The sequence below is a fragment of the Paenisporosarcina sp. genome, from assembly GCF_049671445.1.
GTDB lineage: Bacteria > Bacillota > Bacilli > Bacillales_A > Planococcaceae > Paenisporosarcina.
Genome location: NZ_JBATUX010000003.1, coordinates 1 through 11,720 on the forward strand (window position 1 = coordinate 1; position 11,720 = coordinate 11,720).

Here is an 11,720-nt window from a genome sequence, read left to right on the forward strand (position 1 = left end):
TGTTCAATTGGGCCGATTACTGACTCAACACAACCTTCTTCGAAAGGTGAGATCAAGTTTGCTTCTTTGACAAGTCCTGTAAAGGATAAGCTTCCACCCAATTTGCACAAGTGAACATAATCTGCCCAAGCCTCCTCGCGGTTTTCTTGAGTGCGTTTAAAGAACTGGAATGCACATATTTGGGCCAATGTATAATCGATGTAATAAAATGGGCTTTGATAAATATGACCTTGACGCTGCCAGAATCCACCTCTGTTAAGATAGTCGTTTCCGTCGTAGTCCCGATTCGGCAGATATTTTTCTTCTAACTCTTTCCATGCCAATTTCCGTTCAGCAGGAGTAGCTTCAGGATTTTCATAAATAAAGTGTTGGAATTCATCGACAGCTACACCGTATGGTAAGAATTCAAGAGAATTACTCAAATGAGAAAACTTATACTTATCCGTGTCTTCTTTGAAAAAGTTCTCCATCCATGGCCATGTTAAAAACTCCATACTCATCGAATGAATTTCACATGCTTCAAATGAAGGCCAAATATACTCCGGAATTTCGTAATGACGACTTGAATACACTTGGAATGCATGTCCCGCTTCATGTGTTAAAACATCTATATCTCCGGAAGTTCCGTTAAAGTTAGAAAAAATGTAAGGTGCTTTGTAATCATCGATATACGTACAATACCCTCCACTTGCCTTCCCTTTTTTAGCGACAAGGTCCATTAAGTTGTTATTAATCATGAAATCAAAGAATTCACTTGTTTCAACTGATAATTCATCATACATCCTTTTGCCGCCATCAATAATCCACTCAGGCGTTCCTTTAGGTGTCGCATTCCCAGTTGTGTAATTAAATGATTCATCATAGTACTTAAAGTCTTCTACACCAATTCGTTGTTGTTGGCGTTGTTTTAATTTAGTTGCAAGCGGAACGATAAATTCTTTCACTTGATCACGGAATTTCTTGACCATCGCTGCATCATAATCCGTCCGAATCATTCGATAATAGCCAAGCTCTACAAAGTTTTGATAGCCTAATGTGCGAGCAATCTCCGTTCGGACTTTAACTAAATCATCATAAATACGATCGAGTTGTTCTTCATTTTCAGCAAAGAAACTAAAGTAAGCCTCTTTTGCTTTCTTACGCATGTCACGATCAGTCGATTCAGTAAACGGCTGCATTTGAGCAAGTGTTCGTTCTTCGTTCTCAAAATCAATTTTTGCTGACGCTATCAATTGTTGATATTCAGATGTTAATTTATTTTCTTTTTCCATCAATGGAATAACTTCTGAAGAAAATGACTTAATCTGAGCCTCAGCAATGGCAAATAACTGAGTGCCCCACTTTTCTTCTAATTCACTTCGGAATGAAGAACCCACTAATGCTCTGTAATAGTTAGTAATTAAATCGTCTACTTTTGGACTTAATTCGTCCAAGTAGTCTCTTTCAGCTTTATAGAATTCATCATTTGTATCAATCGAATTTCGAACATAGACAAGATTCATCATTGTTCCAAAATGGTTCCTAATTTCATTAATGGACTTCATTGCTTTACTTTGCTCTTCAACACTAGTAGCGTTTTTAAAAAGAATTAATGCTTCTTCAAACTTTTTTTCAATTTCCTTAAATTCTGGTCTTGTGTAAGTAAACTCCTCAAATTTCGTTACCATTTAATATCCAACCCCTACTTTTTAATAATCGTCATACATGAATATCTTAGTATTCATTTATACTAACTATTCCTTAGTTTACTATTATTTCAAATGTTTCAACAAGGAAAAATTTTTATATTAGGAATTATTTGATAAGTCCACAGGGAAAATTGGTAATTAACTTGGTAAGCGTTTTATTTAACTTCTTGAATATATTTAAAAAACTCTCCAATTTATGAAAAACATAAATTGGAGAGTTTTTTATATGGCCCAACAAAATCAAGCAAAATATCGTTCGAGTGGTTTCCAATAATTCTCATGCCATCCTGCTTCAAGGTGCTCACCTTGACCATTTGGGAAACCAATGTGGTCAAAAACAAGTTGAGTTTCTTGACCTTTCTCATTGAATTCAAACTTTACGATTGAATACACTCCTGCGTCCCAATTACCTGCACGCCATGCTTGAACAATTCTCTTATTCGGAACTAATTCAATATTTCTTCCAACAATCATCCCTCCAAAACAAGAAAAGGAACCTCCTTCTTCAGTACTGATTTCTGTTGGTGCGCCACCTGTCGCTTCACCAAATTGCACAGAATTTGTAAGCGTATCATAAAGACGTTGTGAGTTTACATTGAAATTTATTTCTTGGTGAATTGTTTGTGTCATAATAATTTCCTCCAATTTTACGATTCAGTTTTAATAATGGACCATGGATCAATTCCAGGATTTTGTCCTTCTGTTAATGTTTGCAGTCTAATCATGTAATGAATCCAACCATCTAGGTGAGACTGAACTTTTTCTTGCGGAAGATTATAATGAGTCAACACAAGTAGTGTCCCACCGTCTTTTGGAATCAGTCGGAATTCTAAAGTACTCGATCCCGGAGGAAGAATTTTTAAATTTTCCCAACCCCAGCTCATTACAATTTTCTCATATGGGACGATTTCTAAGTACTCGCCTTTAGCGATGTCTTGACCATTGACGTCAATTCGATAGCTCCCACCGATACGAGGTTCTAATACGATATGCCTTCCCATCCAACGCACCATTTTCTCAGGGTCCGTAAAAAAGCCAAATAATATTTGTGGCCTGCAATTGATAAAGATTTCTTTCCGGATGGACTCATTCAGATTCTGATTCATGAATTTTCCTTTCTTCTTCTTCGGCGACTTCTTTCAAGAGAAGTAAATGATCATCCCAAAAGTGTTCGATGAACTGTTTTAGCTCCGAAAAGCCGTCCTTTTTAATTCCATAATATCTTTTCGTACCTTCTTTCCGAACAATTACAAGTCCGGCTCCTTCGAGCACTTTGAGATGCTGTGAGATTGCTGGTGCGGAAATATCAAAATGCGAAGCAATAGCACTCGAGGTTAATTCATTTTCGTATACAAGTTGTAAAATAACTCTACGTTTGGGCTCAGTTAAGGCCTGTATCACTTTTTCTATCATAAACATAATTTAGCGCAGACTTAATTAAGCGTCAACTTAATTAGAAGTTTTAAGTAAATTAAAAATTCTTATACAAACCAAAAAAGTATTCACTCCTTATTTAATTGGAGTAAATACTTTTATTTTAAATACTTTGTCATATCGTGTTTGATTTGTCTTGCTAACTATTGTTACCTATTTTCCCATACTTATTCAGCCCAATTGTTTTGTATCTCTTCTTCAGCAATGAGTTGTAAATCATCTGCTGATATTGAGATGATGTGATAGTCATGGTTCTCAGCATACTTTAATGCAAGTTCTTTCATAAACTTTGGAGAACCTTCGTTTTCTTCATCATAGATAATCAACATCCCATCAGAATTACGAATGATGAATTTGTTTTTTTCGATAAATTGCCATGGTCCCTCATATGGTTTTTTGGTTACGCTCGTTTGAAAATCAGCTTTTGCACATATCTCTTGATACTTCTCTTTTTTAGGGTCATTCCAATTCTTTTCTTGATCTAAAAAAGGTGTGATTAGGGCATATTTTAATTTTGGGTAATCAGCTTTCAAGTTTATGACTAACTCTGCAGCCCATGTCTCAACACCTAATTGACCGCTGAAAATTACCCATTCGAGTCCTTCATCCAACAACTGAAGAAGATGGTTTTCTAATGCTTTCTTAATGTAGCCAACTCCTGGGTGTTTGTCGTCGAATACACCAATCTCATGTTGTTTATAACCTGTTATGACTAATCTTTTTAACATTCAATTCCTCCGAGTCATCGAGTTCTATTTACACTAGTCTAGCATGTAAAAAGATAAAAGACTCTCCATAAGTCGAGAGTCTTAATCTATTCCTATTAAATTAAAAACATCGCCACTATTGTTGTGATAATTAAACCGATTGTCACTGGGGCAAGATTTCTTCTTGCGAGTTCAAATGGATCGACACCGCAAATTGCCGCTGCTGGAATTAGTGCCCACGGAACTAGTGTCCCACCACCAACCCAAATGGCCGCTATTTGACCCAACGCAGTAAGTGTAGCTGCCCCCGCTCCAATGGCTGTAGAGAAAATGGTAGCGACTGATCCAACGAGTGAAATTCCAGAGAAACCAGATCCATCGAGGCCGGTTATGGCCCCGACTACTGTTAACGTGATAGCTCCCACCTCTTTACTTAACGGAACAATTGACGCTAATGCCACACCAAGATCATTGACAATTCCGTGTGAATTTTTAGGTAATAGTTCACCTATAATTTTTGTGAATCCTGCGTCGCCTAAATAGAAAAATGCCGCTATTGGAATGACTGCTCCAAATACTTTAAAACCGAATTGGAAGCCTTCAATAAAATAGCTAGTAGCTTGTTCTAACCCTTTGTTTTTATGACTTACCATTGTAATGAGCAAAAGAATGAAAACTGATGTTCCACCAATTAAAGCAGTCGCATCTCCACCCTGCAGTTTCAGCATCGACATCACGATTACATCTAGAGCAAATAGCACAGGGATTAAGATAGCAAAAAAGCGCTTTTGATTTACTGATAATAGTTTTAATTGTTGCGGGGATGGCTCAATTGAAGGTGTTGTAGATAATCCTGTAGTGGCGGTTAATTTACCAGATTTCATATCACGTTTTAAGAAGTAAAAAGCGGTAATTGTCGTAACAAGCCCCATCACAAATACGAGCGGTATACTTGCACTAATTACATCGCTAACTGGGAGACCTGCAGCATCTGCTGTTAATTTAGGTGCACCTTGGATGATGAAATCTCCGGATAACGCAATCCCGTGTCCAAAGAGGTTCATTGCCATAGCGACTCCAAGTGCTGGCAATCCAACTCGTATTGCAATAGGAAGTAAAACAGCTCCCATTAACGCGACAGCTGGAGATGGCCAAAAAAACCAAGAAATAATCATCATGAGAATCCCAATTGTCCAATAAGCAAGCGCTGGAGTTCTAATCAGTTTAGAGAATGGGGAAATCATCACATCGTTGACGCCAGTCGTTGTTAATACTTTACTCATTGCTACAATAATTGAGATAACTAAAATGGTTGGTAGCAATTCCGTTATGGCATATATAAAACTGTTAAAAATACTACTTATTGAAGCACTTAATGATCCAGTTGCAATTACCGCAATCAAGAAAATACCAACAATACTAACAAGTGTCGTATCACGTCTCATTACCATAAAGCCAATAATTAAACAGATGAATAATACATAAATCCAATGTATTGCTGTCAGTTCAATACCCATTTGATTCCTCTCCTATCTTATACGTTTGCTTGAAATGGGTGTTTCCCCCAATTCAAGATGTACTATAGGATATGTGGAGAAACACAAGGAGCCTGAGGAATATTCAAAATTACGATGGACAGTTAAGATACATGCCGGGAGATTCTGTGAGTATAAATAAAAAAAGAAAGATATGTAAGTAAAATATATACAACAGATTCAAGAAAGAGTAGATGAAAAAAATCACAATAAAGAAATGTTAATACCCAACTGATAATATTCAGCAATATTTACTCTCACTAATGATCGCATTTATTTTAGTGAACGGTCTTGAATATCTGTTAACTAGAATACTTTGAATTAGGGAATTGATTATTCCGAGAAAATTAGGAGGAACATAGATGAAAGCAATGTTTTATGACAAATACGGACCGCCTGAAGTTCTTAAATTAATAGAAATGGAAAAACCAATTCCAAAGGACAATCAAGTGCTAGTGAAAATTCAAGCATCCTCTGTGAATTATGGCAATCTGGTTCTCTTGAAAGGGGTACCCTACTTATCCCGCTTGGCTTTCGGACTTTTGAAACCAAAATACACCATACCTGGAGGTGACATAGCAGGTCGGGTTGAAGCAGTTGGAAAAGATATTAAGCAACTTCAACCAGGTGATGAAGTGTTCGGAGACCTATCAGGTTGTGGTTGGGGTGGTTTTGCTGAATATGTAGCAGTTCCTGAAGATGTGTTAGTGTTAAAACCAGTTAACATTTCCTTTGTGGAAGCCGCTGCGGTACCTATGGCTGCAGTTACAGCGCTACAGGCTCTTAGGGATAAAGGTCAAATTAAGTCGAGACAAAAAGTTTTGATAAATGGTGCATCGGGTGGTGTGGGAACATTCGCAGTGCAGATCGCTAAATCATTAGGCGCTGAAGTAACAGGTGTATGCAGTACAAGAAATTTAGACATTCTACGATCGATTGGAGCAGACCACGTCATAGACTATACAAAGGAAGATTTCACAAAAAAAACTCAGAGTTATGACCTGATTCTTGCTGTTAACGGATACCACCCTATTTCAGCTTATAAGCGCGCACTAAATTCCCATGGAAGATATGTCATGGTCGGAGGTGGCGGAGCCCAATTTACTGAAGCCTTGGTTCAAGGACCTTTTATTTCATTGACTGGGAATAAGAAAATGGGCAACATGTTGCAAAGGGCGAACCAAAAAGATTTAATTTTTATGAAAGAACTTCTCGAAAACGGTAAAGTAAAACCGGTCATTGATAGAACTTATAACTTAAGTGAAGCGCACGAAGCACTCAGGTATTTCGAAGAAGGCCACTCTCAAGGTAAAGTTATCATCACGATGTGATTATTTTTGGAGCATTTTATTTAGGTAAGTAAAGAGAATTGATATATATAACTAGAGAAATGCACATTTTATATTCATCTTAAAAAATGTGCGTTCTTTAATTGACATGTTTCTGAACTGAACAATCTTGTTTGATCAATAATTTAGATGTTTAACTTAAGCATCCGTTAACCTTCCATGAAGCGCAAAATCAGCACTCCATCACAGAGTATGAAAATGCGAGAACGAATATTTCATATGAATTATTATAAGAGAAATGGAAAAACCCCCATACTAAATCTTAGTATGGGTATATTTTCAAACAACATTGTTAGAACATCATCGTAATCTTCCTTTTAAATAATCATTTAATAAACATTCCTTTGTTCTTTTAAAGGAATATCTATATACTTTATATATTTATTTGTTTCAATTTCTTGATAAACCCTCACAAATCTAACATCAAAAGTTGGAAAAGGACTGATTTCTTCTTCTGTCAATCTCCCCATATCACAAAGTTCCTCTGTTGTTAAACCATAACTTGTTTTTCCTAAAGTCATATGTGGCACAAAGTCGTCAAACTCAAAATACTTTTTAATTAATTCCTTAGAAGGAGAAATTTCTCGAACTATAATTTTATGTAGTTTAACCAATTCCTTTGAAGTTGCACTTAGATAAAGAATTTCATTACCAAAAAACATTGGTTTACCTAGTGTTATCTGAAAGACTTGAAAGTTATTACATACTTCTATAACTTTACTTAGCCATTTCTTATCTGGGGATAATCCGCCTTGTGCCTTTAGAGTAATATGTGGTTCGACAACATCTGTAATCTGATTATTTTCCCATTTATGCTGAAAATCTAATATTTTCATTTTGTATTCATCTGAAGGTACAATTCCAATGAAAAATTGCAATTAATATCACTCCCCAAACATAGTTAGTATGTAGCTTAGTCCACTTTTGCTTCTGATATTTACTGCTGCTAAATTGGTCCATTCTTCAACAGATATATGGTTAATTCCCTTCAGAAAGCTCTCCATGATGTGGTAGCCAATTTTATAATTTGACCACATATCTAATTCTTTTCCTTTTTAAATTGAACTCAAATGTTTCTTTTTAATACTATACCAATAATATCCATTTAAGTTATTCAGAAATGCAATTTTCTGTCAATAAGAAAAGATGGGTTTATTCGGTATTGACAATGAAAATGCACTGCGATTCACTGTACAAGTATAAATAATATTTAAATTATAAAAGCCGTTCATTTTGTACAATTAACTGAAATGTACAAAACTGAACGGCTAACATATTTTTAAAGATGATACTTAATAGTTTCTATTTAAAAGTCGAATGTGTCAGGATCTGGACCAATACGTTTATTTTCATTTAGTGCAGCAATTTTCTCCATTTCTGTAGCAGATAGTTCAAAATCAAAAATAGATGAGTTTTCAATGATGCGATGTTCTTTTGTTGACTTAGGAATCGTTACAACCCCATTTTGTAAGTCCCATCGTAATATGATTTGTGCTACCGATTTTCCATGGACATCAGCAATTTCTTTCAGTGTAGAATCCTCCAGTAGCTGACCTTGCATAAGTGGTGACCAAGCTTCAAGTTGGATATTATGTTGCTGACAGAAGGAAAGCAATTCTATTTGGGATAACCTTGGATGATATTCAACTTGGTTTACCATTGGGATGAATTTAGCGTCTTTCATAACATCTTCTAAATGGTGAATTTGAAAATTACTAACGCCAATTGATTTTACTCGCCCTTCTGAGTAAAGTGTTTCTAATGCTTTCCAAGTGTCTAAATATTTACCTTTAACCGGCCAATGGATCAAGTATAAATCTAAATATTCTAACCCCAATTTGTCTAAACTAGTTTGGTAAGCTTCTAATGTAGAGTCATAGCCAAAATCCGCATTCCACACTTTTGATGTGATAAATAAATCCTCACGTGAAATACCCGCTTCTTTTAACCCTTCACGAATACCTTCGCCTACGCCTTGCTCATTTTTATAAATGGCAGCGGTATCGATGCTACGGTAGCCCTCTTTAATAGCAGTTTTCACAGCTTCTACTAATTCTGGTCCTTCTTCTACTTTGAATACACCCAGTCCAAACCAAGGCATTTTAACTCCATTATGTAAAGTTGTTGTTGATTGTAAGTTCTTAATCATAGGATCAATCCTCCATTTAGGTAATTTTGTTATGCTTGTCTATTTTCTCTTTAATGACAATGCAGTTCAATTGAAAAGACTCGAGTTGATTTTATTTATTATGAAAACGTTGTTAAATCAACCTCAGTACCATAGTTGCAAATTGCATATATAACCGCAATAACATATTTGCACATTGCATGTATTCTAAACTAATTGCATTTTGCATTTAATTAACACTTCCTTTAGTTGCATTATGCAACTTTAGAATAAATTAAAAGTCATTCCCTAACTAAAGGAAATGACTTCTTTTTTTCTTAATCTAAATCTTTGTTGAACACGATTTCATCTTCATCTTGAACGTCCACTGCATTTGAAATATTAATTGAAGTTCTTAAGAAAAGCTTCACATTTTCTCCCTCAGATTCCCAACGTTCGTCTGGCACTAATTGAAACGGAACCATTCGTGTCTCTTTAGATTTAACCGATCCAACCATTTCAATCGTATGTTTGGCTACACATTCATTTGTGATATCAAAATCACTATCTTCACGATGTCCTTCAGTTCTCTTTAATACTTCTAGTTTAATAAATTCAATTTCCTGATCGCTTTGACCCCCATCAATATAAATTGTTCCAGATAGTGTCTCACCATAAGCAATTTCAGGTTGGTCTACAACTGTATCAACTTTCATCGACCCAATACCAATTGTGGACAAAAATTTCTTTAGCATTTCGACTTTCCTCCCCTATAAAACTAAACCGTTCTCTACTTACTTTTCACTTTCTAAACGCGCGGGTTCAAAGTGATTTTCAACTAATGTTTCATGTCGGTTATAACGTCTCTTAAATAACATGTACATATGCGTTACCAACACTTTAAGTAAAGCATATCCCGGAATACCTAAAATTACTCCAGGAACCCCAAATAACGAGCCAGCAGTTAATAACACAAAAATAATCGTAATTGGATGTATATGTAATGATTTACCCATAATTTGAGGAGAAATAAACTTACCTTCCACCAGTTGAACAACCGTCCATACGATAGCTAGCTTAGCTAACATAAATGGAGATGTCACCAAGGCAATAACTGCCGCAGGGGCAATAGCGATGATTGGACCTAAATAAGGTACTACGCTAGTAATCATGGCTAAAACACCTAGTAGTAATGCGTATTTCATTCCAATAATTAAGAATCCAATGAACACCATAAAGCCAATACATATCGCTACTAAAATTTGGCCTTGGATATAAGCACTGATTTGTTTATCAGCATCTTTCATTACTTGATGTGTATCTTCTCGCATACGAGGTGGTAATAAATCTAGAATATATTGCGGTAACTTTTCCCCGTCTTTTAGTAAATAAAACAAGATAAATGGAACTGTTACGATAGCTAACACTAAGCCTGTTAAAGTAGAAATCACTTTCCCAATCCCACTAGCGACTCCACCTACAGTATCCTGAAGAATGTTTCCAATATCTTCGGGAATTTGCTCCATAAGAGTATCAACATCAAATTCTAAGTTTGCATAGTAACTCGAAAAAATCGAAGTACGAAGAAAAGCATCAAAAGATATAACGAGCTGCTTGAAATATTCAGGGAATTCTTGAATCAAATTGGTTAATTCAAATTTCAAAAATGGAAATACAAGTAAAATCAATCCTGTAATTAAGCCGATTAAAGCAAGAAAAATAATTAAAATTCCCCAAATTTTCGGGATTCTCCATTTCACTAATTTTCGTAATAACGGTCTCAATAAGTAATAGCCAATGGTAGCCAAAATCACAGGCAGCACTACATTTGCTAATAATACTTGAAGTGGATAAAACACAAATGAAACGACATCAAAAATCCAAATAATTAATCCAACTAAAAAGATTAAAAACAATAAAAAGAGCGTGTTTTTCCCACCTAGAAACTGAATAAATCTAGTGGAGAAAAAGGAGGCTTTTTCTGGCTGCATACTTTGTCCTCACTTTCGAATTCTTCTAATCTAATAAAGATATGGTAGAACTTTATCATACAGGAAAAATGCGTTGATTATCAATAAATCAACGCAAAGGCATTCCTATAAATTCACTTAATGCAGCTTTGTTTTTTTCAAGATTAATTTCTATAACTGATCCGACTCCAGGATAAGAAGCATAATCATAACTTTTTTCAACAGGTATGGTTAATTTGTTAATTTCCACTCCACCGCTAAACGCTAGACTAAGTACTTTCCTCACTTCATCAGTTGTAGAGTAATCAGATTGTACATACCCTTGGATTGCGCCAGCAAATTTAGGATAATGAATTGCATTTGTCGGGCTTAGCACTTCGTCTTTTAGTGCTTCAATTACTTTTTGTTGTCTGGCAACCCGTCCAAAATCTCCTTCAGAATCAGCTCGGAACCGTGCATACCCTAAGAGTTCTTGTCCATTTAATTGCTGAACACCAGGTTCAAGAGAAACACCAATTTTTTCGGACATGGCTTTTTCGACATCAACTTCAACGCCATTCGGTGCAACAATATCAACTAAAGATTCAAAGCTTTTAAAATCGATAAGTGCGTAATGATGAATCGGCACTCCAAACATGCCAGAAATAGTGTCTTTAACTAATTGAACGCCATTTAAATAATACGCCGTGTTCAACTTATAACTTTTATATCCAGGAATTTCAGCATAGATATCTCTCATAAACGATACAACGTTTACTTCGTCTGTTTCCTTATTCCAAGAAACAAGCATCATCGTATCAGTTCGTGATTGCTCTTCTCCTCTAGTATCTACACCAAGGACCAACACATTTTCAATAGAAGGGTTCTTCACATCAAGAGGATCGCCAGAGAATTCAATATCCTCTTGTTCGACAGTCGAAGCTAATTTTT

The 11,720-nt window shown here is 35.7% G+C and carries 12 protein-coding genes; 1 reads left to right on the forward strand and 11 read right to left on the reverse strand.

The window, feature by feature from the left end:
- The 6 genes from WBG45_RS00060 to WBG45_RS00085 all read right to left on the reverse strand — a co-directional run.
- Positions 1 to 1,667: M3 family oligoendopeptidase (locus WBG45_RS00060; RefSeq protein ID WP_424411770.1), on the reverse strand; the 1,667-nt coding region annotated here is incomplete at its 3' end.
- 261 nt (positions 1,668 to 1,928) lie between these two features.
- Positions 1,929 to 2,318, reverse strand: a complete 390-nt coding sequence (locus WBG45_RS00065; RefSeq protein ID WP_424411771.1) for an SRPBCC domain-containing protein — start codon at positions 2,316 to 2,318, stop codon at positions 1,929 to 1,931.
- Between the two features lie 17 nt (positions 2,319 to 2,335).
- Positions 2,336 to 2,794: an SRPBCC family protein gene (locus WBG45_RS00070; RefSeq protein WP_424411772.1), complete on the reverse strand. Its 459-nt coding sequence runs from the start codon at positions 2,792 to 2,794 to the stop codon at positions 2,336 to 2,338.
- Entirely contained in the window at positions 2,775 to 3,101 is a 327-nt protein-coding gene (locus WBG45_RS00075; RefSeq protein WP_424411773.1) for an ArsR/SmtB family transcription factor, read from the reverse strand. The genes WBG45_RS00070 and WBG45_RS00075 overlap by 20 nt, the downstream gene beginning before the upstream one ends.
- A gap of 188 nt (positions 3,102 to 3,289) precedes the next feature.
- The gene (locus tag WBG45_RS00080; RefSeq protein WP_424411774.1) at positions 3,290 to 3,850 is read right to left on the reverse strand and encodes an SLOG family protein; all 561 of its coding nucleotides are present in this window, start codon (positions 3,848 to 3,850) and stop codon (positions 3,290 to 3,292) included.
- A 95-nt stretch (positions 3,851 to 3,945) separates the two neighbouring features.
- Entirely contained in the window at positions 3,946 to 5,346 is a 1,401-nt protein-coding gene (locus tag WBG45_RS00085; protein ID WP_424411775.1) for a hypothetical protein, read from the reverse strand.
- 380 nt (positions 5,347 to 5,726) lie between these two features.
- Here WBG45_RS00085 and WBG45_RS00090 point away from each other — a divergent pair, with 380 nt between their 5' ends.
- Positions 5,727 to 6,695, forward strand: a complete 969-nt coding sequence (locus WBG45_RS00090; RefSeq protein WP_424411776.1) for an NAD(P)-dependent alcohol dehydrogenase — start codon at positions 5,727 to 5,729, stop codon at positions 6,693 to 6,695.
- A 347-nt stretch (positions 6,696 to 7,042) separates the two neighbouring features.
- Here the strand turns inward: WBG45_RS00090 and WBG45_RS00095 are convergent, their stop codons facing one another.
- From WBG45_RS00095 to WBG45_RS00115, 5 genes are all read right to left on the reverse strand, one after another.
- Positions 7,043 to 7,591 (reverse strand): 2'-5' RNA ligase family protein, encoded by a 549-nt coding sequence (locus tag WBG45_RS00095; RefSeq protein WP_424411777.1) that lies wholly within the window; start codon positions 7,589 to 7,591, stop codon positions 7,043 to 7,045.
- Positions 7,592 to 8,019: 428 nt separating this feature from the next.
- Entirely contained in the window at positions 8,020 to 8,862 is an 843-nt protein-coding gene (locus WBG45_RS00100; RefSeq protein ID WP_424411778.1) for an aldo/keto reductase, read from the reverse strand.
- A gap of 296 nt (positions 8,863 to 9,158) precedes the next feature.
- Positions 9,159 to 9,575: a sporulation protein gene (locus WBG45_RS00105; protein ID WP_424411779.1), complete on the reverse strand. Its 417-nt coding sequence runs from the start codon at positions 9,573 to 9,575 to the stop codon at positions 9,159 to 9,161.
- A 39-nt stretch (positions 9,576 to 9,614) separates the two neighbouring features.
- Positions 9,615 to 10,811, reverse strand: coding sequence for an AI-2E family transporter (locus WBG45_RS00110; protein ID WP_424411780.1), 1,197 nt, complete (start codon positions 10,809 to 10,811; stop codon positions 9,615 to 9,617).
- A gap of 88 nt (positions 10,812 to 10,899) precedes the next feature.
- Positions 10,900 to 11,720: LCP family protein (locus WBG45_RS00115; protein ID WP_424411781.1), on the reverse strand; the 821-nt coding region annotated here is incomplete at its 5' end.

What these genes read in the sequence shown, in the direction of transcription:
- WBG45_RS00090 (WP_424411776.1), top strand. Translation starts at nt 5,727, where the DNA reads ATGAAAGCAATGTTTTATGACAAATACGGACCGCCTGAAGTTCTTAAA.
- WBG45_RS00110 (WP_424411780.1), bottom strand. Translation starts at nt 10,811, where the DNA reads ATGCAGCCAGAAAAAGCCTCCTTTTTCTCCACTAGATTTATTCAGTTT.
- WBG45_RS00105 (WP_424411779.1), bottom strand. Translation starts at nt 9,575, where the DNA reads ATGCTAAAGAAATTTTTGTCCACAATTGGTATTGGGTCGATGAAAGTT.
- WBG45_RS00085 (WP_424411775.1), bottom strand. Translation starts at nt 5,346, where the DNA reads ATGGGTATTGAACTGACAGCAATACATTGGATTTATGTATTATTCATC.
- WBG45_RS00075 (WP_424411773.1), bottom strand. Translation starts at nt 3,101, where the DNA reads ATGATAGAAAAAGTGATACAGGCCTTAACTGAGCCCAAACGTAGAGTT.
- WBG45_RS00065 (WP_424411771.1), bottom strand. Translation starts at nt 2,318, where the DNA reads ATGACACAAACAATTCACCAAGAAATAAATTTCAATGTAAACTCACAA.
- WBG45_RS00100 (WP_424411778.1), bottom strand. Translation starts at nt 8,862, where the DNA reads ATGATTAAGAACTTACAATCAACAACAACTTTACATAATGGAGTTAAA.
- WBG45_RS00080 (WP_424411774.1), bottom strand. Translation starts at nt 3,850, where the DNA reads ATGTTAAAAAGATTAGTCATAACAGGTTATAAACAACATGAGATTGGT.
- WBG45_RS00070 (WP_424411772.1), bottom strand. Translation starts at nt 2,794, where the DNA reads ATGAATCAGAATCTGAATGAGTCCATCCGGAAAGAAATCTTTATCAAT.